Here is a 22,428-nt window from a genome sequence, read left to right as displayed (position 1 = left end):
ATTCTCCCCTGCCTGAGCAAACCCGAGTAGTAGGCCCTGACCCGTGGCAACCTGGATCACCACCCCCGCCGAGCTGGATGCGTACTTCCAGCAGCGTCCGGCCCGCATCGGCCTGGACACCGAATTCATCCGTGAACGCACGTTCTGGCCGCAGTTGGCTCTGGTGCAGATGGCGGTCGGGCAGGACATCCTGCTGATCGATCCGCTGATTCCCGGCATGACCGAAGCATTGGCGCCCTGGCTGGCCGATGAATCGATCATCAAGGTGATGCACAGCGCCAGCGAAGATCTGGTCGCCTTCAAGTGGGCCTGCGGCGTGTTGCCGCGACCGCTGTTCGACACCCAGATCGGTGCCTCGCTGGCCGGTATCGGTGGCGGCATGGGTTACCAGAAGCTGGTTGCGGAGATCACCGGCGTGGCGCTGGCCAAGGGCGAAACCCGTTCGGACTGGATGCGCCGTCCGCTCTCGGAATCGCAGCTGCAGTACGCCGCCGACGACGTTGAGCACCTGTTCGCGCTGCATGACGCCATCGATGCCAAGTTGCAGGCGCTGGGCCGCCAGCAGTGGCTGCACGACGACGGCGAGCGCCTGCTGGCCAGCGTCGCCAATGACGAGGACCGCTGGCCGCATCTGGCGATGCGCTCAGCGCAGTTTCTCGATGCTCCCGCGCAGCGCCGCCTGCTGCGCCTGCTGCGCTGGCGTGATGTGCAGGCACGCAGCAGCGACCGCCCGCGCAGCTGGATCCTGGACAACGAACTGGCCGCCACGCTGGCACGCACGCCACCGGCCGATGCCGCCGCGCTGGCCACGCTGTTTGAACAGTTCCCGAAGGCACCGCGCAAACTCGCTGGCGCGGTGTGGCAGGCGCTGGACACGCCGCTGGCCGATGAGGCCGAGGCACCGCTGGCATTGCCCGCCAACGACACCAACAAGCAGGCACTGAAGAGGCTGCAGGACGCCGTTGCCGAGCGCAGCCGCGAGCTGGGCCTGCCGGATGGCGTGCTGGCCTCGCGCAAGCATCTGGAAAGCTACCTGGAGCGCCGCCAATGGCCGGCCGCACTGGCGGGCTGGCGCCAGCAGGAGCTGGAGTCGCGGCTGCAGGCGCTGCTGCCGGCACGTTGAAGCGCCGAGCACGGCGCCGGATTGCGATCCGGCTACCGTCGAAGGCCATGAAAAAGGGCGACCCGGATCACCGGGCCGCCCTTTGCATTCCAGCAGTGCGATGGCGTGAAGACCCGCCACCGTGGCAACGCCTTACCAGTTCATGTTCAGCGAGACACCGACGGTGCGCGGTTCGTTGTAGACCGCAGCCATATAGTTCTCGATCACACCCTTGAGGTTCTTCTCGTTGGTGATGTTGCGCGCGAACAGCGCCACTTCGTAGGCACCGTAGTTGCCCGAGTAGCCGATCTTCAGGCCGCCTTCGAAATCACCCTTGGAGTTGAACTCCTTGCTGTCGTACAGCACGAAGCTGGTGTAGCCCTGCTTGTTCCAGTCGGTGGAGACGAACATGGTGCCCGCGTCGCTGACCGGGAAGTCGTAGCGGGCGGCCAGGTTGACGTTGTACTTCGGCGCGTTCGGCAGCGGGTTGCCGTCGATCTGCGCGAAGGTGTTGGCACCGACCTTGATGGTTGGGTCATTCACCGTGCACACCACCTGGCCGTTGAGGCCGCAGACCTGCGCGTAGACGCGCTTGTCCTTGATCTCGCTGTGCAGCAGGCTCAGGCCGGCGCTAAGGGTCAGGTTCGGGATCGGGCGCAGCTCCATGTCCGCTTCGAAACCATAGGCCTTGGCCTTGTCGGCGTTGAACAGCACGCCGTTGCCGTCCGAATCGTTGCCGTTGAGCTGGATGTCGTTGACGGTGTAGGTGAACGCGGTGGCGTTCAAGCGCAGGCGGTTGTCCCACAGGCTGCTCTTCACGCCCGCTTCCCAGGACAGGATGGTCTCGGAATCGGCGGTGGTGAAGTCGGCATTGAACACGGCCGAGCGGCCCTGGATGGTCGGGCCGCGGAAGCCGCGGGCGACCTTGGCATAGACGCTCACGTCCGGCGTGATCTGATACATCGCGCTCAGATCCCAGCTCGGGGTGGTGTCGGACATCTTGACGTCGGTGCGGCCCTTGTAGGTGACCACGCCAGCGGCAGTGTCAGCCGTCTTCAGCAGGCGGGTGTGCTTCTCGTCCCGGGTCTGGCGCAGGCCGGCCGTGACGGTGAACTTGTCGGTGAAGGCATAGCTCAGCTGGCCGAAGCCGGCCCACGAGGTGTTCTTGTTGCGCAGGCGCACCCAGTTGTTCGGGTTGCGGGCCGCGCCCTGCAGGAACCAGGCGCGCTGGTAGAAGTCGGTGGTGTCGCTGCCGTTGAAGTAGAAGGCACCGGCCTGCCACTGCAACGCGCTGTCGTCATGGCTGGCCAGGCGGAATTCCTGGGTCCACTGGTCCAGGTCACGGATGCGGCCCATCGACTGGCCGTAGCCGTTCGGCACGCCGTTCACCGGGAAGTTCACCGCGGCGCCACCGTCGGTGTCGCCACGGCTGTAACCGGAGGTGGTCTCGTAGGCGGTGATCGAGGTGAAGTCGATCGCGCCGAAGTCGTAACGCGCCTTCACCGAGCCGCCGTAGGTCTTGTAGGCCTGCGGGTTGTTGTCGGCTTCGTCGTAGGCGACCTGGTCGCGCGGCACGTCGGTCTTGTTCGAACCCTTGGTCAGCGCACCGCGCAGGAACAAGGTCGAGGTGCCTTCGTAGTCACGGGCGTGGGCCGAGGCCAGGATCGAGAACTGGTCGCTCGGGGTCAGCAGCAGCTGCGCGCGTACGTTGCGGTCATCGAAGCCGCCCATCGCGTTCTTCTTCGGGCTGACCGTGCCGTCGGCACTCGGGCCCTTGTAGGTGTTGTCGACGTAGTCATCGCGGTGCTGGTACAGCGCCGACACGCGGAACGAAGCGATGTCGTTGATCGGGCCGCCGAAGCCGCCGTCGATCGACACGCTGTTGTAGGTCGCGTAGCTGGCGCTGACCCGGCCGGTGTAGTCCTGGGTCGGCTTCAGGGTGTCGAACTTGACGATGCCGGCGGTGGTGTTGCGGCCGAACAGCGAGCCCTGCGGGCCACGCAGCACTTCCACCTGGTCCACGTCATAGACCGGGTTGGACTTCAGCACCACGTGCTCCAGCACCACATCGTCCTGGATGATCGACACCGGCTGCGAGGCACCCAGGTAGAAGTCGATATTGCCCAGGCCACGGATATAGAAGCGCGGGAAGATGCGGCCGGTGGTGGTTTCCGCATACAGGCTCGGCACGCGGCCGGACAGTGCCAGCAGGGTGTCGTCGCCGCCGGCGGTGAAGTCGCGCATGCGCTCGCCCTGCACCACGCCCACCGAAACCGGCACTTCCTGCAGGTTCTGCTCACGGTGTTCGGCGGTCACGGTGATCGTGTCCAGGCCGGTCGGGGTCGGCGCGCTGTCCTGCGCGGCGGCACCGAAGCTGCCGACCAGGGCCAGGCCGGCACAGGCCAGGGCCAGCGGATGGCGGCGGAAGGAAGCGAAGGAAGACGACAGACCCGACAGGCGGCGGGAATCGGAATGGGAGGGCATGGAATGCTCTGAGGAGGCGTCCGTGCGGCCTGCGCGAGCCGGGCGGCAAAAAGGGGGAAAACTGCGCAAGCGGCCATTATCCCCCAAATTGTTACGATTTCGTTGCGCGGCACCCGAACCCGGCGAAACAAGCGGTTTCGGCACAGTCCGCCGGCACCACCTTGGGGTCAGCTCCGTTCTCCCAAGGAAAACGGATCTGACCCCGAAGCTCCTGGCAGCCGGGTCAGCGCGACATCGACCCTCGCAAGTCGCCCGCATGCGCGCTGCGAAACCAGCTCTCGCCTTTACTTCTACGGCGCCACGGCTTCGCGGAACGACTGCTCATTGCTGCCGCCCCCGGCATTGCCTTGCGCAACGCCTGGTCTCTGTCGAATTCGCCCTGCTGCGCCAAGCACTGGCCCGAATCCGGCCTGCACGGCGGTGGATCCAGGCCTTGCGTCGTCCCTGCCCGGTGCTTGGCAAGCCCGGCAGGCAGCGCTACACTGCAGCCTTGCCGTGGGGCCATAGCTCAGCTGGGAGAGCGCGTCGTTCGCAATGACGAGGTCAGGAGTTCGATCCTCCTTGGCTCCACCACTAATCAGAAGAACCCGTAGATCCTGGCGATCTACGGGTTTTTTCTTGTCTGGAATCCGCCTAGCCGGGTTCCTGGCCGCCATCCTTGCGGCGCGGGCTGCGCGAATGCGCATCACGCACCTGTTGGTCGCACTGGCCCAGCCGCTGCTTCGCCACGTTGTCCTGCTTCCGGTCCTGGCGGCTTTCCTGGATGCCCTGCTTCGGGTCCTGATCCTTGTCTGGCTCGTTCATCTGATTGCTCCCTCATCGGCATCAGGCCGACGTTCTGCCCCACGCTAGAGGCCGGCGGGTAATCCACAGGTCAGTCCCGCGCCAACAGCGTGTGCACGAACCCACTTGCTGCGACGGTGAACGCACGCCCAGAATCCGATGCAGCACGAATTCCGCGGACACCCATGCCCCCGCCCGCCCAGCACGCGGCGCCCACCGTGCCGATGAACTTCAATCCAACCGACGGCAGCATCCAGCTCGGCACGCTGCCGAACCTGATCTGTCCCAGCCTCTCACTGCAGGAGGCGCGCATCGCCTTCGCCACGCTGACGCATGGCGAGCGCGATGTCGGCACCGGCTACGTCTGGCTGAGCCTGCACCGGCTCAGCCTGGGCGGTGCACCCGCTGGCATCAGCCTGTGCTTCCACGGGCAACAGCTCGACAGGGTGACGATGGGTGTCGATCTGCCTGATGCGACACTGGAAGAAGGCTGGCCGACCCAGGCCGCGATCGATGCCGAAGTGGCTTTCATGCGGCGCACCTTGGCCACGGCACTGGGGCGCAAACTGGCAGGCGGCCACGCCCGCTTCAGCTGGGGCGAGGCCTGGGCCCGGTTCGACCCGAAGGGATTCATGGCCAGCAGCGGCATCCGCTACTCGCCTCGCACGTGACGGCGCTCAGGTTCGGGTGATCGACACGCCGCCTTCAACGCGCATTGCGGTACCGGTAACGAAGCTGCTTTCATCGCTGGCCAGGAACAACGCCGCATTGGCGATCTCTTCCGGCTCGGCCATGCGCTTGAGTGCATGCAGCGAGCGCACGAAGTCGCGGGCATCGCCGGTCGGTGCGGCCTGCCGGCCCATTTCGGTATCGGTGCCACCGGGCAGCAGCACGTTGCTGCGCACGCCGCGCACGCCGTATTCGGCCGCGATCACCTGGCTCAGGCCGATCAGCCCCGCCTTGCTCGACGCATAGGCCGCCATGCCCGGGAAGCCGACGGTGTGGCCGACGAAGGTGCCGACAAACACCAGCGAGCCACCGCCGCGTGCCAGCAACGCCGGCAACTGGGCGCGTGCGGCGTGGAAGGCGGCATCGAGATTGGTGGCCATCACCTCGCGCCACGCATCCACCGGGAACTCTGCTGCCGGTGCACCGGGCCCGAGCATGCCGGCATTGTTGAGCGCGATGTCCAACCCACCGAATGACTGCTGGGCCAGTTCCACCAGCGCCGGTGCCGTGGCCGGATCAGCCACGTCCGCGGCATGCACCACCACCTCGCCACCGGCGGCGCGGATCTGCTCGGCCAGCACCTGCAGCGGCTGTGGGCGTCGTGCATTGAGCACCAGCTTTGCCCCTTCGGCAGCAAAGCGCAGCGCGCTGGCGCGACCGATGCCAGCACTGGCACCGGTGATGAGGGCGATCTTGTTGTTCAGGCGCATGAGGGTGGTACCGGTTGTGGAGTGGCCACCACGATGCCGCGCCTCTCGCCTGCCGACACTCCGTTTCCGGGCCTCCCGACCCGGTGCAGGAAACGGAGTTTCCGTAGAACCGGCACGTGCCAGAATCCATCCATGGACAGCACCGCCACCACCGCTCCCGATGCCCGCGTCGAACGGGTCTGCCGCCATCTGCAGGCCAGCCTCGACGAGCCCTCGCTGCAGGCGTTGGCCGCCATCGCCGGCTGCAGCCCGACCCGGCTGCATCGCCTGTTCAAGCAGGCGACCGGGTTGACCCCGAAGCAGTACGCTGCAGCGCTGCGCGCCGATCGCCTGCGCAGCGAACTTCAGCAGAAGGAACGCATCACCGACGCCTTCCACGATGCCGGCTTCGGCTCCAGCGGACGCTTCTACGAGAACGCGCCGAAGCTGCTGGGCATGACGCCGAAGCAATGGCGTGCCGGTGGTCGCGGCGAAGTCATCCACTTCGCGCTTGCCGAAAGTTCGTTGGGCAGCGTGCTGGTGGCCAGCAGTGCCACCGGCGTGGTCGCGATCCTGCTCGGCGACGATCCGGAAGCGGGGGGGGCGGGGCAGGCGCCGCCCCGGCCCCCGGCCCGACGAGTGGGGGGCGGCCCCCGCGCGGGGCCACAGGGGGGGCCCGGGGGGGGGGGGGGGGGGGGGGCCGCGCGGGCCGGGGGGGGGGGGCGGGCGGGGGGGGGGCCCCGCCCCGCCGGGGGGCCCCCCCCCCCCCCCCCCCCGCTTCCGCCAGGCCGAACTGGTCGGGGCCGACAGCGGCTATGAGCAACTGGTGGCACAGGTGGTGGGCCTGGTCGAGGATCCCTCGCGAGGCGCCACGCTGCCGCTGGACATCCGCGGCACGGCGTTCCAGCAACGTGTATGGCAGGCGCTGCAGCAGATTCCGCGCGGACAGACGGCCTCATATGCCGAAATCGCCGCGCGTATCGGCGCGCCGCGATCAAGCCGCGCGGTGGCACGCGCCTGCGCAAGCAATCCGCTGGCCGTGGCGGTGCCCTGCCACCGGGTGGTGCGCCGCGACGGCGACCTGTCCGGCTATGCCTGGGGCGTGGCACGCAAGCGCGAACTGCTGCGCCGGGAAAAGGTCGCCAACGGCTGACGCGACCCGCAAGCCGCCGACCTTGTCCGGCACCGGCCAAGCCCTCAGTCCAGCTTCACCACCAGCTTGCCGAAGTTGTGCCCCTGCAGCAGCCCGAAGAACGCCTCCGGTGCATTTTCCAGCCCTTCCACCACATCCTCGCGGTACTGGATGCGGCCCTCGCGCAGCCACTGCTGCATCTCGCGCTCGAAATCCGGCCACAGGTGCTTGAAGTCGTGCACGATGAAACCGCGCACGATCAGGCGCTGGCGCAGGATCTGGCTGAACAGCGCCGGCAGGCGGTCCGGGCCAGGCTGCGCGACACCACGATCGTTGTAGGTGGCGATGGTGCCGCACACCGGAATGCGGGCGAAGTCGTTGAGCAACGGCAGCACCGCGTCCAGTACATGGCCCCCGACGTTCTCGAAGTACACGTCGATACCCGCAGGTACCGCCGCGCGCAGCTGCTCGGCAAAATCAGCCGCGCGATGATCCAGCGCCACGTCCACGCCCAGCGTCTGCAGATAGGCACGCTTGGCCTCGCCACCGGCGATAGCCACTACGCGCGCGCCCTGCAGCTTGGCCAACTGCGCCACGGTCGCGCCGACCGGCCCTGTTGCGGCGGCCACCACCAGCGTCTCTCCCGGCTGCAGGCGGGCGATTTCATGAAGGCTGGAGTAGGCGGTGAAGCCCGGCATGCCATGCACCCCCAGCGCCGTACTCAACGGCAGCCCGGCCGGGTCCAGGCGGCGGCCCAGCGCCTTGGCCGGCAGCACGGCGTGGGTCTGCCACCCGCCCGGCGCCAGCACCCGTTCGCCCACTGCGACCCCCTCGGCCCTGGATTGCACCACCTCGGCCACGGTCTGGCCTTCCATCACAGCCCCCACTGCCACCGGCGCGGCATACGACGGTCCCTCATCCATGCGTCCACGCATGTACGGGTCCAGTGAGAGGTAGCGATTGCGCAGCAGCACCTCGCCGTCGCCCAAGGGCGGCAGCGCGGCCTGCTCCAGGCGGAAATTGGCTGCGGTGGGCGCCCCCTGCGGACGCGACGCCAGCACGATGCGGGCGGTGGTCGATGAGTCGGACATGACGACGGTCTCTGCTGTTGCCAGCATCAGGAAAGGAACGCGGACACTACGCTGCAGCGTTCCCCCATGGCGGTCACGAAAACAGCGTTCCATGTCCGGTATCGGTGCCGTCCACGCGCAGGCCGCGCCACGCCGCGTTTGTCGATCACCGTGGCCCGCTGAATTCCGCCGCACGCGATGATCACCGCGCCGCCGCGCCCGGTTGAATCGGCATCCAGCGCGCCCCCGCTCCGCGACGGCGGATCAAGTACTTGCGCCTGCGCAGACGGCAATGTGAAGGTTTTTTGCCAAAATGCTTGCCGTAGGCGGCTGACCTCCGTAATATGCGCGTCCTTGGCAGCGACCTCGCTGCAATGAACTACGTGGCCGAGTAGCTCAGTTGGTAGAGCAGGGGATTGAAAATCCCCGTGTCGGCGGTTCGATTCCGTCCTCGGCCACCACGTTCGACAGCCTGCAGAAATGCAGGTCTTTTTTTCGGCAATCACGGTTGATCGTGGTTGCCACACAGTTTGGCCGAGTAGCTCAGTTGGTAGAGCAGGGGATTGAAAATCCCCGTGTCGGCGGTTCGATTCCGTCTTCGGCCACCATCTTTCGAGACCTGCAGAGATGCAGGTCTTTTTTTGTTTGACGATGACTCCAGCCCGGCACTTCGCTGGACTGCGCCCAGGCCCGCTACAGCAGGTTTATCAAGGACTTAGGCGCGTCCATCATATGCCGGTGCTTTCCGAAACTTGACCCGGCTTCCGGTCGCGTGGCTCCCATGTGGCTCTTGGAAACCGAGGTTTCCGAGGAGTCATCATGGCAAGAATCAAACTCACCAAATCCGCTGTCGATGCCGCCAAGCCCCAGGCGCAGGCCATCGAACTGCGGGACACCGTGGTGCCCGGCTTCCTGTGCAAGATCACCCCGGCCGGCCGCAAGGTGTTCATGCTCCAGTACCGGACGAACGCCGGCGAGCGCCGCAAGCCGGCCCTGGGCCAGTACGGCGAACTGACCGTCGAGCAGGCCCGTGTCATGGCGCAGGAGTGGCTGGCCGAGGTGCGCCGGGGCGGCGACCCCAGCGCGGCTAAGGCCGCCGCCCGCAAGGCACAGACCATGAAGGAGTATTGCCACACCTTCATGGAGGACTACTCCAAGCAGCGCAACAAGCCCAGCACGCAGCGCGGCTATCAGGGCGTCATCGACCGCTGCATCATCCCGATCATGGGCCGGATGAAGGTGCAGGACGTGAAGCGCCCGGACGTGGCCGCGCTGATGAAGAAGCTGGCCCACAAGCCGGCCGAGGCGAACCGCACCTTCGGCGTGTTGCGCAAGATGTTCAACCTGGCCGAAGTGTGGGGGTTGCGCCCGGACGGCACAAACCCGTGCCGCCACGTCCCGATGTTTCCGCCCGGCAAGGAAACCCGGCTCATCGTGGACGATGAACTGGTGCGGATCTTCCGTCACCTAGAGCACTTGGAAGCCGAGGGACTGGAGAACTACGTCATCCCGCTGGCGATCCGCCTGCAATTCGAGTTTGCCGCCCGCCGCTCCGAAATCTGCCCGCTCGAATGGGGCTGGGTTGATCTGGAAAAGCGCCGCGTCGTCTGGCCCGACAGCAAGACCGGCGGCATTTCCAAACCCATGAGCGAGGAAGCCTATCGGCTGCTTTCGACGGCGCCGCGCCGGGAGGGCTCCCCCTACGTCCTGCCGTCGCCCAACGACCCGGCCCGGCATCTGACGCATGGCGAACACTATGGCGGCTGGAAGCGCGTGCTCAAGGCCGCGGGCGTGCCGCACGTCGGCACGCACGGCATCCGCCATCGAGCGACGACCGACATTGCCAACTCAGGCGTGCCAACCAAAGTGGGCATGAAGCTCACAGGTCACAAGACCGTTGCGATGTTTATGCACTACGTACATACCGAGGACAAGCCGGTGCGAGATGCCGCCGAGCTGGTGGCGAATCGGCGGCTGGCGATTACCGGGGCGTCCCGTTCTATGGAGGTGACAGCATGACAAGGAAGACGCCCGCAGCAGTGGGGAATCCGCCGCCTTACCGGGGCTGGATATGCTGGCATCCAGGGCGGCATCGTGGAACTGCTGGATGCCGCGCGCCAAGCAGCGGCGGGCAGTGTCAATGCGCTGATGACGACCAGCTATTGGGAGATTGGCCGCCGGATCGTGGAAGCCGAGCAGAAAGGCAGGCGGCGGGCTGGTTACGGCGAGCAGTTGATGGCGCGGTTGTCCGCCGGTCTGACGGCGCGCTTTGGGCGCGGGTTCAGCCCGGACAACCTGGAAAACATGCGGCGCTTCTTTGCCGCTTACCCCCTTGAGGCAATTTCCAAGACGCTGTCTCGGAAATTTGACCTCTCCGAACTGGCCCTGGTCTTCAGGTTGCTGTGGTCGGCCTATGTCCGGCTGCTGGCGGTCAAGGATGACCATACCCGTCGGTTTTACGAGGCCGAGGCGCCGCGCGGTGCGCCAGCTCGAATGGCAGATCGGCAGCCACTTCTATGAGCGCACCGCCAAAGCCTGACGATGCAATCAAGAGCTCGTATGAGTTGGAGTCACTGAACCGCAAGGACGAATATTCGGAATCTGATATTAAACAGCAGTCGACCAGCGGATGGTGGATTTCTCCCGGAGCTTGGCAAAGGCTGCACCTTTGCCGACGACAGCGTCGATTGCGTATCGGCCGGACATGGTGCCGGGTGGGTCTCTACCGGCACCACTCGATCAAACCCTTCTTTACCCAGAAGTGACAGGAACATGCCCGATGCTGGTGGATGGAGGGCGACATGGTTGGTCGCCCCCAGAAGTCTGTTTCGACAGACCACCGGGGTCGTCGATCCGGGTTAAGGGAAAGTGATATCTGCACGCCACAACCGCCGGGGCAGCTCATGCAAGCCCACTTCTTGACGCCGGTGTCGATGACCAGCCACAGCTCTCCCGGCGGCACGGCATTATTGCCCGGATGCTGCGCAACCGGGTAAACGAGCAGGTTGTACTGCAGCCACCCGAGCCGGCGCAGCGCTCGCGCGATAAGTCGCTTCATGGTCATCCGATCACCCCAAGAAATGGGTTGACATCGCCGCGTCCCCAGCTCGCCTGGCTGGCACAAACCGGGCAAGACGCCAAGGGTCGGCAGGTCATGGTGCGATCCACTACGCGGTCAAAGCGGCGAATCCTGTTGTGCGACATGCCCGCAGGACCGCGAAAACCGGTCAGTCCCTGAATGAGCTCATCGACGGCCGCGCAGGCGATGGCCGTGGTGAACGTGACCACCGCAGGCGCCGGGTCGCCGCCGCCGTCCACATAGGCTTCCGCCTTACGCCGCTCGAACTCGGCCGGGTCGCTGCGCCGGAGTCCTTCGGCCGCAGCGCGGCGCGGATCGGCTACTCCCAGACACATGAGACAAGGTTTGCCGGGCCCAATCGTCGACACGCGCCCCGTCATGTCGAAGTCCGCGCCGCTGCGTGCCGCGCGCATGCGCAGGCCCACATCGATCAGCGGGATGCCGTAGTAGTGCGCCAAGCGGTTAAGCGTCAGCCGCCCCTGATGGTCGTCGGTACAGCCGAAAAGCACGTCGCAGGAGCGCAGCAGATCGCGCAGATCAGGATGGCCGACCCACTCGTCTTTGGTGACGACCTGGGTGCCGAGACCCGCGGCGCGAATCTCGCGCGCGAGGATGTCCACCTTGGCCAAGCCGGCGTCCACATCTGCGGTGCGCGAGCCATGCACGCGGTTGAGATTGGTGACATCAATGGTGTCTTTGTCCATCAGCCCCAGAAAGCCGACGCCCAGCCGCGCCAATAGCATCGCGACAGCACTGCCCGTGCCGCCGCCCCCTACGACACCCACCCGCAGCCCGCGCACGACTGGATTGAACCCTTGGCCGAAGAGCGCGGCCTGCCGCGCCAGGAATTGATCTTCGTCAGCCGCAGCCACCTTGCGCGCGATCTTGATCTGGCTTCCTACCAGCGAGATCGAGGATGCCATGACCGTCTTGCCGGGGGCAGTCCAGAGCCTGCCCGCGATGGCGTCATCGCGGCCGAACACCATGCTGGCTAGGCCGGAAACGCCCTTGTTGAACGTCGTCCGGGCCAGCTCCGACTCGTTTCGGTCATCCTGGTCGGAGAAGAACGCTGCCGCGTTCGGATGCGTGTGTACCAGGCCCGCAACCAAGCCCCGTTCTTTCGCGATGCCGAGAATGCGCATGAAGCCTCGGGTGGACCATGTGACATGGACAGGCGATGCGGAGACCATTTCATCGGCCGCGACGGGGATGACTTCGTGCGAGATCAATCTGGTGCGAGGCACTCCCGACCAGGGGTCTGCCGAGATGTCAGCCTTGCCGAACAGCACGTAGGCGGACGCCTCGGCACCGTTTTCCCTTTGCAGCAGCAAGCGCAGGGCCGCCTCGTGCGGCTCCAGCAGGACGATGTCCAGAGCGGCCGGCGACATCACTTCGCCTCCGCCAGGGCGTGCTCGATGCGCTTGAGCATAGTGTGCAGGCCGTCGATGCCCGGGCGCCACGCTGTGTTGTGGCGCGACCAGCGCTGCCAGCTGCGGCCCTGGAACGCGTGGGCCTGGTCAGCGCAGGTCGGGTAGCGCCCAACGCTTTGCAGCGTCAGCCACGGGTCGCAATAGAACATGTCCGGCGCAACATCGGGATAGCCCGGCGGCAGGAGAACGAGCACATCGGCCGTGGCGTGGTTGAGCTTTCCGGAGGGCAGCGGCAACTGCTTGAAGATGACGCCCGTGTGCGCGCCGTCGCTCACCATCTCGAAAGCCACGCCATGGCTGCTCAGATAGCGCTGGTCCGCTTCGGGCAGCGTGAGCAGCCCCTCAGTGGTGTCACGGATTAGCGTGATGAAGCGCTCGATGCCCGGCTTACCCAGATCGATCAGGTCGCCGTCGCGGATCAGAATGTCCTGGCCCCCGCCACGCACTTCGAGATAGACGTCGTAGGTCTCTGGTGGGACACCGGCCAGCGCCTTGAGCACGCGGCCGCTGATGCTGGGCTTGCCCCACTCCAGTTGCCGGTCATCGATCGTGAACTTGAACGCGCGATCAGTCTGGAAGATGACGAAACGTTCCGCACCGCGGCCGCGCAGATCGTAGGTTTCGTCCAGACGCAGGTCCTCGAACTCGCCAGAGGTCAAAATCGCATAAACGCTGTACTCATCGGCCGGGCGCGATCCGGCGGCCTGAAGGATCTGGCGCCCGGTCGGCACCGGATCGGAGAGATCGACGTGACGTTCGTGGAGCTGGTCGTCCAAGACGACGATCCGGTAGAGCGCTGCTGGCCGCAGGCTGCGGCCTTCGCGGATCGCCGCAGCAACATCTTCGACATCGAAGCGGTCATCACCGCTGGTGGTCTGGGTTTGCATTTGATTGCCTCATAGGGAGCCGTCATCTGCGGGATTGCAGGTTTTCTAGCCCCTTACTTGGTCAATCGCAGCCCAGCGGCAGACCGGAAAGGTCGATCAGAGTTTTTCTTGTACCCACCCCCCTCCGGGCAACTCGCCGCAGAGGAAGAAGTGCGGGCAGCGCGGACAGCTACGAGCCTCGGGCTTAGAGGGGAACTGCCCGGCCTGCATTGCCTGAAGGAAGGCCTGCAGCTTCTCGCGCCTGGATTCCAGCTTGCGCGACGTGATTTCCATCGGCTGGATGGTTTCGCTGGTAAGGTAGGTCACCTCGACCTGCGCATGTGGTCCATAAGCCTGGACGGCGGCGAGTTGGAGAATTGTGTACTCAATATCATCGAAGGCGTTCGAGCGCTGCTTGCCCGTCATGACGCGCCGCACCGTGACCCGGCCACCGGCTCCGTGAGCTACACTATCCGGGGTTACGAGGATCTCGCCCTCGGCCCAACCCAGCGAGATCGGTGGCGCCGGCGCGGCCACGTCACGATTCCGGCTCTCGATGAGGAAATCGACGAGCCGCTTGCCGATGCGGCGGTAGTCCTCCGCATATCCATGCTCTGTCGCACCCTTGGAGCACCAGGCCTCCTCGAAGCGTGCAGCCAGCTCGTCGACCGTGGGACTTGTCGTCTCGTGCTCCCGTTTCAACCAATCGAACACGTCGCTCACGACGTTGTGCATCTTCATGAATGCGGTTTCAGTTCGTCGACCTCCAAGCCTCAGCACGTGCGTGTACAAGAAGCGGCGCGGGCACCGCTCGAAGAGGTTGACCTGGATGTCGGTCCATTGGGGACGCCCTTGCCATGTGATGGCGAGCGGGGTGCCCGTCGATGTCGAGCCGGCTTGCAACGGCACCGGTACCGGACGAACAAGGAGTCGGTCGATCGGGGCGATAAACTTGGAGGCGCTACGCGTACGACCATCTGCCTGCCTGGCGTAGGCATACAGCTGCAGCCTATCGCGCGCTCGCGAAAGCGCTACGAAGAACAAGCACTCTTCTTCCTCGTCGTGGCCGGCCTTCACCGCCTCGATGCCGGTCAGCCCCTCCGAACCATGGATCAGACCGTCCGGAGGAAGACAACGCGGCGGCACGTTGTTGCGCGGTAGGCCGGACGTTACCATGCCAGGTAAATGAACGACATCGAACTCCAGCCCCTTGCTTCCGTGGATGGTCATCAAGCGCACTGCTTCGATGTTCTCGGCACTGCGGGGCAACTGGCTCAATCCACGATCCTCAGCGAGCAGAACTAACCGCCTGACGCGATCAAGCAGGCGAACCACTGGCATGCCTTGGCCTCTTGGCTGCCGGCGACAGAAGTTCAAGAACTGCCAGACAGCCAGACTTTGCATGCGACTCTGCGGATCACCAGCCAAATAAAGCGTCTTCGCGAGTCCGAGACCATCAATCGTCCATCCAGCAAGTAAGAGCCAGGGGTCAGTCGATGCGTTCACACCTGCAAAGAGCGCGGACAGGCGAGATAGCGCTTCTCGACTGCAGTCTGTCAGGCCATCCACTCCGGCATGTATTGCCAACCAATCCAGCGAAGCTGGATTCGTCGTCCGCAGCCGCTCAATGACCCGCATGACATCCTTCAAGGGCATTTGGTGCCGAGCCATGGTTGCCACGCGCACCATCGCGGCCGCCCGCGGGTCGGTCGCCAGCGAGAGCAAGGCCAGCAGATCCTTGATTTCCGGCCTCTCGAACAAGCTGCCCAAGTGCAGCGCGGGAATGCCCCGGGCCTCAAGACCTTCTGCAATGGCGTTCAGGCGCGCATTGGACGCGCACAGCACCGCCTGGCCACCATAGGCAATGCCCTGCTCGTGCAGGGCCGTGATCGACGCGGCAAGCGCGGAGATTTCATCGTCAGCCGACCCGGCAACGCGAAGCTCAACCCGTTCTCCTGTGGAGCCGCGGTCGGCCTGCAGGTTCAGCGGCAACGCACCGGCGGATGCTTGCATGCCGCGCGCGAACTCGGTGAACACATCGACGATCCGTTCGTCGGAGCGATAGTTGACGCCCAGCTGTGCGGCCTGCGCGCCGGGGAAGTCGATCGCAAAGCGCGCGATGTTCGTCGCAGAGGCGCCGCGGAAGCGGTAGATGGATTGGCGTGCATCGCCGACAACCCACAGGTTGCGGCCGTCGCTGACGATGGCCTTCAGGAGCCGGACCGAGGCGCGGTTGACATCTTGGTATTCATCTACCAGTACATGCTCATGGCGAGCACGCAGGGCATCCCTTACCTCGGCGCTGCCCTCGACAAGACGAACCGGCAGCGCGACCAGGTCACCGAAGTCCAGCAGCTGGCGCGCGGTCAGCAGCCGTTCGTACGCCTCGAAGAGCGTGGCGACCTCCAGGCACTTCTGCGCACGAACCTTCGCGTCCTGGTCGGTCCCTGCTCGATCCGCCATCGACTGCGCGAGGGCGCGATAGCCTGCTGCATCGACAACCTCATCCTTGGCGCGCGAGATCGCGCTCAGCATGTCGCTTAAATCCAGGGCCGGGTCCCAGAGGTTGCGATAGTGCTTCAGGTCGAGCCGCGGAAACTCGTCCTCCAGGAGTTCAATGGCCTCCGTCCGGTCGATCAATCGTGGGTCCGGCGGCAGCGCCAGTCGGTCGTGAAAGCGGCGAACGATGTCCAGCCCGAATGCGTGGAATGTGCCGATCCACATCGCCGCCGCCGCGAGAGGATTGCTCGCGGCAATCCTCTCGCACAGTTCATTGGCCGCCTTGTTGGAGAAGGTGAGTACCAGGATCGTGGTGGGATCGACGCCGTCCGCAAGCAACCCTTCGATGCGACGAACAAGCGTCCGCGTCTTGCCCGTACCCGGCCCTGCCTGCAGCTGAAACGCCAAGCCACGATGTGCTGCCGCCTGAGCCTGCGTGGGGTCTGGGGTGAGCGGAGCTGCCACGGCGCCGGCGCCTACGGGGTTCGGCTCTTCGGCCGCTGGCAGCAGCAGTGCATCAAGCAACTGTTGCTGCACCACAGCGAGCGGCGCGCCGAAGCGCATCGCGATCGCGTCGGATGTCAGTCCTTCGTTGACATGCAACTCGCGCAACACAGGACGCGGCAGCAGGAACTCGCGCGCGAAGAGGTCCATCTTCACTTCACGTCGCTCACGCGCCCCGTAGTCAAGGACACGATCGACGCCCACCGGTGCGTCTTCCAGCGATCGGTCGGGCTCGACATCCACCGTCACCACATCGAGCGTGCCACCTTCCAGCACGACATGGCCGAGTTCGTGTGCAATCAAAAACGCGCGCTCGAAGTCTGATCCACGATCCTCGTAGAGGATGCCTCCAGCCTGACAGTCGAACGTGGCTTTGCCTCCCTTAAGCTGTGGGTCTCCTTCTCGCAGCGCGTACACATCCAAGCCGCGATTTGAGGCCTCCTGAAGCGCAAACACTAAAGGCCGGGTCGGATCTCCGCCGGCCGCGACGTTCGCACGGTGCAGGCGTTCTGCTTCCAGTCGAGCGGCCTCGGTGGCGTCCATCGTTCAGTCCGACAGTGCCTTTAGCGTCGCCTGCTGCTCCGGCGTGAGTTGTGAAGTCGCGACAGCTTGGTCGAACGTGATCTGCTCGCCCACACTCGGCTTCACATTTGACCGAAAAGCGTGTCCGGAAACCATGCCCGGTGGCCCCTGCAGGTATGCGTTCACAGATTGAACGGTGACACCCAGTTCTGACGCAAGCTTCTCGACGAATCGGGCAGGAATGGTGGCTGTACGAATGGCCCGATCGCGCACCCGCATGAGGAAGAGGTTACTGACGTCCAGGCTGCGTGCGAGCGACTTGAAGCTGCTCGTATTGAGCTTGGTGAACGGATTCGCAACCTCCGCATCGGGCTGCTGGACAGCCCGCTCGAATCGCTGCCAGGCCTTATCAATCGCGCTGTCCGGCACTTCGGTCGCCGGAACATCGCCTTCTGGCGCCTCATAAAGCAGATCGATCGAACAGTCGATCAGCGCGGTCGCATGCTGCGGGTACTCCCTAATGTAGCGTTCAAGCGTTTCCCGGCCATGGTTGGGCTCCATGGAGAACGCCATCAGCACAGATTCCTCGTCTGCAGCGAAAGGCTTTGACGTACTCATGCGTCCTCCTGCAGAACAGACCTGAGGGTCTTGTAGGCACGGTCGCGGCGATTGCGCACGGTTCTCTCATCGCACTGGAGCATCTTCGCGATAGTCATGATGTTCGGGTCCTTCGAGTCGATCTGGAAGCCTTGCCGTAGCAAGCCAACGACCCGCCTCTGATCGTCTGGTAATGCGTCAATCGCAGCGTCCAACTCCAACCGGAAAGCCGGGTCGTCAATTTTTTGAGGGTCGCCTCCGAGGAAGTCGGCCGCTGCTGCCTCGACTTCCGGTGAAATGTCCTGACCCTCATTGTCATCCGTGGACAACGGCACTGTAAGGACCGAGGCCGGACCAATCTGCCTCAGCACGGTCTTGCGGAACCGGGCGAATGCTAGGTCGAACCGCACTTCAAAGAAATCCAGCATAGCGAAGCGGCCGCTGCAGTCCTTGGCAATTCGCTCAGCGAATCGGCTCATGACCTCTTCTCGGATGTCTTGTGCCCCGGCCATACGAGAGTCCGGGATCGATGCAAACAGAGACTGCCCGACGCGCTTCATGAGCAGTCCGAAAAGCTGCTTGAACTCGTCCTTTGCGCCTGTCGCATGGGCGCGCCGCAGGAAATATGTCAGTGCTTCCGACGGCACATAGCCGTCGCTCTTCCTCGACGCGACGGTGAAGGCCTGCAGGCGTGTCGCGGCATCGATCGACTCCAGCCTCTGCAAACAGGCGTCGATCTCCGGGGGGCGCGCGAACGGCTCCCCGTTTTTATCCTTGCTTCTCAAGGGTTTCGGCATCGATCTTCTCCTTGCCCGTCAGCCCGCTCTATACATGCGTTCTCTTTTCCACCGTCACCGAACACGAATCGGCAAGGACACCTGCGGCTGGATCGGCACGAGGGTTTTGGCATAGGCACGCAAGATGTCGTTGTAGAGATCAGCATGCTTCGGGGCCTCGACCGAGAGGATCAGTGCATAGCGGATCTTCTCGGCACCAGTGGTGGCCCGGCCGCCGCCGTCGCGGGCGTTGTAGTGAATGTCGAAAACGGGGTTCTTGAGGCTGGAGCCGCGGAAGGTCTTGGCTCCGTGCAGCACAGTTTCCCATTTGCCCTGATCCGAACGCCGCTCCTGCTCGGTGGCGAACTTCTTCAAGTCGAAGAAGCCCTTGGTATCCGCGTTGCTCTTGCCATCCTTGATCTTCTCGTCGTTGGGCCGGAAGACGACTTCGAGGCCGGCCTTGGTGTAGGCCGCGGCATCCTGCGGATCGGTGGGTGAGGCATAGCAGAACGTCGCCTTCAGACGCACATTGCCGAGCAGTCCTTCCTTGGGCAGCGGCAGGCTGGCACGCAAGTACTTACTGGGCTTGAGCTCGCCCTGGTAGACCACGCGGGCCACACCATCCGGGCAGGTGATAATGTCGAGGGTGTCCTCAGGAATCTTGCCCCAACCCACTTCGACCGGATCATGCTCGCCAGGATCGGCCGCGTGAACCAGAAGGGCCTTGATGGCGAGTGGCGTCAGATCTCCGCCCAGGATCGCGCGTACGCCGACCGCGCTACGCAGCAGGTACGGAGCCGCGAAGCTGGTACCCAACTGCGGCGTCAGCACCGGCTTCACGTTCGGCGCCAACACATGAAAGTATTTGGCTGCTGGGTTGCCACCGAACGCCATCAGGTCTGGCTTGATAACCCCAGGGCTGCGGCCCGGCCCGATCGCGCTGTAGGGCGCGCGTGCCCAGCCAGCATCGGTGTCGTCGGCCGCGCCGACCGCGAGCGCATTCACGCAATCCGATGGAACCTGCACGCGGTTGTAGCCGAGCTCGCGGTCCCGGTCTCCGTTATTGCCAACGGCCACCGTCATGAGCGTATCGCCGTCGCTGAGCAACTCGTCGATAACGGACGTCCAAGCGTGGACTTCCCGGTCCTCCACTTCGAGATCTGGGCCCAGGCTCAGGTTGATGAACTCGTAGGACCTCGACAGCAGAACCTGCTCGATGAGACCGAGTGTGCGATACAACTCCAATGGATCTTCGCCGCCCGCCTCCTGGTCCAGCACGCGCAGATGGTCCACCGGGGCGAACGGCCTGCCGACCGTACCGTTGGGCTGGATCGGACCGAACAGCACGGCGGAGGTCACGCCCAAGCCATGCTCCGGGCCGTCCGGATCATCGTCGGCGTCTTCGTCGAGCTTGCGGTACGAGCGCAGCCAGGGGCCGATCGGATGGTGCTTAGGCAGGCCACCGTCCAGGATGGCGACACGAGGTTCGGATGAAAGGGCCTGTTCGGTGGGGAGGCTGCATCCCACTGAGGGCCCACCACTGCGTTGCAAGGGACGGATACCACGCAGCTTTGGCACGGGACGGATCACCCGCACGAAGGCGAAGCTGGCCAACCGCTCAATGTCGCGCGGCTTGCCCTCGACCGGCACGAACCACAGATTGCCGGCGATGAAATCGACTTCACTGTGGACCTTCACGCCTTCCTGCTGCGCGAACTTCACGAAAGCCTTCTGGATTAGGCCCGGGTCTTCATCCGGTAGCAGATGTAGGCCTACTTCGAAAAAGCGATCCTTCGGGCCGCCGAGGCCCACGATTCGCTCTGCTGGCGCAAAGGCGGCAAACTGTTCGATGTGGGCAAGATCTTCGCCCTCGTCGGATTCCGCCTCAATGGTTTGCGTCCATCGGGAGAGGTTGCGGAAAGCCTGGCGCTTGCCGGCGACAAACAGTTCGGTCGTTGTGGTTTCATGCGGCTGCCCCTTGCGGGTCCAGGCCTGCGGCTTGACCTTGACGGTACGGCTCCCGATGGACTCCAGTCCCGTACTACGCAGTAGTCCTGTCGGAAAATACGAGCGCGCAATGAAGCTGGGATTCATCATCAGCCGGGCTACCGCGAAGTCGCCCGGGCAAGCGTCAGCAGATAGCTCGTCCAGCGCCTTGCTTGCACTGCGGAACTGAGGAACCATTCGCTCCCTCGCCTGCGCGAACGTGTAGACCTCGGCCTTGCCTGGCATGCGCTTCGGACCGACGATGTCATGGGTCAGCAGCTCGCCACGACCGATCAGGAAATTGGTTTGGCTCATGCGTCAGCCTTTCTCCGTTGTGCGGCCTTTCGTACCGCAGACGTCTCATTGGTGTACTTTCGGATCGTGTCCCGGCTCACCCCGGTGATGTCGGAAACAGTGTGCTGGGACAGGCGGGTCTGCTTGGCCAGCATCACTGCCAGGTCGATGCGGCCCTGCCTATCGAGCGCCAAAGCACGCGCCTTCATGAAGTCTTCGACCAGATCAGCGTCGGTGGTCGTGCCCAGCGCCACGGCACGCCGGAAGCGCTGCACGTCGCGCTCGATGTCGCTGAACGAATGGCCGGCGAATGCAAACACCAGGATGTCGATCCAACGGGCAAAAAGGGCGTAGTCCGGCCCCAGGAATCGCTTGATGGCTTCCTTGACTGCCTGTTCATCGGGCGTCTTGAACTGGACTACCAGGTCGAAGCGTCGCCACAGCGCGGGATCGATCAGTTCCGGGTGGTTGGTGGCCGCCAGCAATACACTGCTGGCAGGCCATTCGTCGACTTCTTGCAGGATCACCGTGACCAGGCGCTTGAGTTCGCCTACGTCGCTGTCATCGCTGCGTCGCTTGGCGATAGCGTCGATTTCGTCCAGCAGCAGCACGCAAGGCTCGCGTTTGGCGAAATCGATGGCCGCCCGCAGGTTGGTGCCGCTCTTGCCTAGCAGGCTGCTCATCACGGCTGTCAGGTCGAGCACGTACAGCGGCACCTTCAATTGCGCGGCCAGCCAGCGGGCCGTGAGTGTCTTGCCGACCCCGGGCGGCCCCACAAAGATGGCCGAGCGGGTCGGCGTCAGCCCCATGGCCTGAAGTCGATCGCTCTGCCGGCGCTCGGCGATGAGTTGCCCCAGTGAATCCTCGACATCGCCGGACAGCAGCGGCGCATCTGTCGTCGGTTCGTCCTTGAACACCTTCAGGAGAGAGAGACGGGATTCGTCGTCAACCGGCAAGGCGTGGGCCGTTGGCGGCTGAGGCGACAGCTTGCGCATGGGAGAGACACTGCGTACTGGCTTCGACTTCAGGAACAGTTCGAGCTGCTCGGCCAAGTCGGGCGCCGTCCCTCGGTACTTGCGGACTAGCCGCGCCGTGAACAGGCGCACATCCTCACTCTGCTCGGCCAAAGCCAGGCGGACCATCTGGGCTAAATCTGAATGCTCTTCTCTCATTTCGCCCGCAACCTCGATAACTAATTGATTTATATTGAAAAATAAAAATTCTTCAATGGACTAAAGTAATTATCTCATAAAGCGAGGTCAAGTGGTAAGAGAGGCTGCGGCAGTAGCGGTCACAGCGCCGTCGTCGACTGGCAGGTTTGCCGTCTAGCGTGATCTGCAATTCCACGCTGAGAAGCGCCTGAGCGCCTATGCGCGCCTGGTCGGGCGGGGTGTCGTATGACCGGCCATCAGGGCTTGAGCAAGTCCGGCGGGCAGTCGGCGAACGCCGGCTGGGCCTTGCCCATCGGAATGGTGATGGCTTCATCGCCGCTGAGGATGGCCATCATCATGGCGATCATGGTCCTCAGGCCGTTCGAGTTACGCAGCACCTCCAGGCCAGATGCACGGGGAGCCGTCGAAATCGGCGCCGTCGAGCAGTTCGTTGAACCGTTCGTGCAAGGCCTCCGAGCGCTGGAACATGTGTTCCAGGGGATCGTTGGAATCGGCGTGTTCTGTCTCGGGCATAGCGTCATCGTAAAGGCCACTTTGCGTTCGGGCGTCCCCGGCCATCTGAGCAATGGCCGGTCGCGCTGTCGTGCGCGTAGCGCATCGAGCCTCGCTGCGCGAGTCTCGCCCCTATCTGGCTTCCATCGTTCCCTCGCTCCGCTCGGCTGACGCCTTCGGCCCGGCTTCCAGCTTCGGGCCTGCGCGCTTCGCTTGCGTGCG

General features: G+C 64.4%; 17 protein-coding genes, 3 tRNA genes and 1 pseudogene. 9 read left to right on the top strand and 12 right to left on the bottom strand.

What is annotated here, in order from left to right:
* Nucleotides 1-43 precede the first annotated feature (43 nt).
* Nucleotides 44-1,123: a ribonuclease D gene (gene rnd / locus RCF13_RS04920; protein ID WP_231352218.1), complete on the top strand. Its 1,080-nt coding sequence runs from the start codon at nucleotides 44-46 to the stop codon at nucleotides 1,121-1,123.
* 132 nt (nucleotides 1,124-1,255) lie between these two features.
* Here rnd and RCF13_RS04915 read toward each other — a convergent pair whose 3' ends face one another.
* On the bottom strand, nucleotides 1,256-3,586 hold the full coding sequence (locus tag RCF13_RS04915; RefSeq protein ID WP_061478069.1) for a TonB-dependent receptor: 2,331 nt from the start codon (nucleotides 3,584-3,586) through the stop codon (nucleotides 1,256-1,258).
* Nucleotides 3,587-4,083: 497 nt separating this feature from the next.
* On the opposite strand from RCF13_RS04915, the gene RCF13_RS04910 reads away from it, so the two are divergent.
* A tRNA-Ala gene (locus RCF13_RS04910) sits at nucleotides 4,084-4,159 on the top strand.
* Between the two features lie 60 nt (nucleotides 4,160-4,219).
* Here RCF13_RS04910 and RCF13_RS04905 read toward each other — a convergent pair.
* A complete protein-coding gene (locus RCF13_RS04905; protein ID WP_181357906.1) occupies nucleotides 4,220-4,390 on the bottom strand; it encodes a hypothetical protein in 171 nt (56 codons plus the stop codon).
* Between the two features lie 164 nt (nucleotides 4,391-4,554).
* Between RCF13_RS04905 and RCF13_RS04900 the strand changes: the two genes are divergently transcribed.
* Entirely contained in the window at nucleotides 4,555-5,040 is a 486-nt protein-coding gene (locus tag RCF13_RS04900; RefSeq protein WP_134969001.1) for a hypothetical protein, read from the top strand.
* A gap of 6 nt (nucleotides 5,041-5,046) precedes the next feature.
* Here the strand turns inward: RCF13_RS04900 and RCF13_RS04895 are convergent, their stop codons facing one another.
* Entirely contained in the window at nucleotides 5,047-5,808 is a 762-nt protein-coding gene (locus RCF13_RS04895; protein ID WP_134969002.1) for an SDR family oxidoreductase, read from the bottom strand.
* A 132-nt stretch (nucleotides 5,809-5,940) separates the two neighbouring features.
* On the opposite strand from RCF13_RS04895, the gene RCF13_RS04890 reads away from it, so the two are divergent.
* The gene (locus tag RCF13_RS04890) at nucleotides 5,941-6,606 is read left to right on the top strand and encodes a helix-turn-helix domain-containing protein (RefSeq protein WP_308140903.1); all 666 of its coding nucleotides are present in this window, start codon (nucleotides 5,941-5,943) and stop codon (nucleotides 6,604-6,606) included.
* A pseudogene (locus RCF13_RS04885) lies at nucleotides 6,563-6,940 on the top strand (methylated-DNA--[protein]-cysteine S-methyltransferase); the annotation flags it as partial. The gene RCF13_RS04890 and the pseudogene RCF13_RS04885, both read left to right, overlap by 44 nt.
* 44 nt (nucleotides 6,941-6,984) lie before the next feature.
* Here RCF13_RS04885 and RCF13_RS04880 read toward each other — a convergent pair.
* Nucleotides 6,985-8,010 carry an NADP-dependent oxidoreductase gene (locus tag RCF13_RS04880; protein ID WP_134969004.1) on the bottom strand — a complete coding sequence of 342 codons (1,026 nt, stop codon included), beginning with the start codon at nucleotides 8,008-8,010 and terminating at the stop codon, nucleotides 6,985-6,987.
* A gap of 364 nt (nucleotides 8,011-8,374) precedes the next feature.
* Between RCF13_RS04880 and RCF13_RS04875 the strand changes: the two genes are divergently transcribed.
* The 4 genes from RCF13_RS04875 to RCF13_RS04860 all read left to right on the top strand — a co-directional run bounded on the left by RCF13_RS04875 (nucleotide 8,375) and on the right by RCF13_RS04860 (nucleotide 10,509).
* Nucleotides 8,375-8,450, top strand: a tRNA-Phe gene (locus tag RCF13_RS04875).
* Between the two features lie 71 nt (nucleotides 8,451-8,521).
* Nucleotides 8,522-8,597 (top strand) — tRNA-Phe (locus tag RCF13_RS04870).
* Between the two features lie 211 nt (nucleotides 8,598-8,808).
* Nucleotides 8,809-10,008 carry a site-specific integrase gene (locus tag RCF13_RS04865; RefSeq protein ID WP_033948200.1) on the top strand — a complete coding sequence of 400 codons (1,200 nt, stop codon included), beginning with the start codon at nucleotides 8,809-8,811 and terminating at the stop codon, nucleotides 10,006-10,008.
* A gap of 75 nt (nucleotides 10,009-10,083) precedes the next feature.
* The gene (locus RCF13_RS04860) at nucleotides 10,084-10,509 is read left to right on the top strand and encodes a DUF1016 N-terminal domain-containing protein (RefSeq protein WP_052151340.1); all 426 of its coding nucleotides are present in this window, start codon (nucleotides 10,084-10,086) and stop codon (nucleotides 10,507-10,509) included.
* Between the two features lie 540 nt (nucleotides 10,510-11,049).
* On the opposite strand, the gene RCF13_RS04855 is transcribed toward RCF13_RS04860, so the two are convergent.
* The 8 genes from RCF13_RS04855 to RCF13_RS04820 all read right to left on the bottom strand — a co-directional run bounded on the left by RCF13_RS04855 (nucleotide 11,050) and on the right by RCF13_RS04820 (nucleotide 22,091).
* Nucleotides 11,050-12,456, bottom strand: a complete 1,407-nt coding sequence (locus RCF13_RS04855; RefSeq protein ID WP_033948202.1) for a ThiF family adenylyltransferase — start codon at nucleotides 12,454-12,456, stop codon at nucleotides 11,050-11,052.
* Nucleotides 12,456-13,385, bottom strand: coding sequence for a multiubiquitin domain-containing protein (locus RCF13_RS04850; protein ID WP_019184000.1), 930 nt, complete (start codon nucleotides 13,383-13,385; stop codon nucleotides 12,456-12,458). Before RCF13_RS04850 ends, RCF13_RS04855 begins: the two co-directional genes overlap by 1 nt.
* Nucleotides 13,386-13,481: 96 nt before the next feature.
* A complete protein-coding gene (locus tag RCF13_RS04845) occupies nucleotides 13,482-16,910 on the bottom strand; it encodes a UvrD-helicase domain-containing protein (protein ID WP_033948206.1) in 3,429 nt (1,142 codons plus the stop codon).
* A 3-nt stretch (nucleotides 16,911-16,913) separates the two neighbouring features.
* Nucleotides 16,914-17,507, bottom strand: a complete 594-nt coding sequence (locus RCF13_RS04840; RefSeq protein WP_023082436.1) for a hypothetical protein — start codon at nucleotides 17,505-17,507, stop codon at nucleotides 16,914-16,916.
* Nucleotides 17,504-18,283 carry an RNA polymerase subunit sigma-24 gene (locus tag RCF13_RS04835; RefSeq protein WP_033948211.1) on the bottom strand — a complete coding sequence of 260 codons (780 nt, stop codon included), beginning with the start codon at nucleotides 18,281-18,283 and terminating at the stop codon, nucleotides 17,504-17,506. Before RCF13_RS04835 ends, RCF13_RS04840 begins: the two co-directional genes overlap by 4 nt.
* 54 nt (nucleotides 18,284-18,337) lie before the next feature.
* Nucleotides 18,338-20,563, bottom strand: a complete 2,226-nt coding sequence (locus tag RCF13_RS04830; protein WP_033948212.1) for a S8 family peptidase — start codon at nucleotides 20,561-20,563, stop codon at nucleotides 18,338-18,340.
* The gene (locus RCF13_RS04825; RefSeq protein ID WP_023980278.1) at nucleotides 20,560-21,684 is read right to left on the bottom strand and encodes an ATP-binding protein; all 1,125 of its coding nucleotides are present in this window, start codon (nucleotides 21,682-21,684) and stop codon (nucleotides 20,560-20,562) included. Before RCF13_RS04825 ends, RCF13_RS04830 begins: the two co-directional genes overlap by 4 nt.
* 266 nt (nucleotides 21,685-21,950) lie before the next feature.
* Nucleotides 21,951-22,091 carry a hypothetical protein gene (locus tag RCF13_RS04820; RefSeq protein WP_021156356.1) on the bottom strand — a complete coding sequence of 47 codons (141 nt, stop codon included), beginning with the start codon at nucleotides 22,089-22,091 and terminating at the stop codon, nucleotides 21,951-21,953.
* Nucleotides 22,092-22,428 lie beyond the last annotated feature (337 nt).

Source organism: Stenotrophomonas maltophilia group sp. RNC7 (assembly GCF_030910085.1).
GTDB classification, from domain to species: Bacteria; Pseudomonadota; Gammaproteobacteria; order Xanthomonadales; family Xanthomonadaceae; genus Stenotrophomonas; species Stenotrophomonas sepilia.
This window is presented reverse-complemented; position numbering and strand designations above follow the sequence as displayed.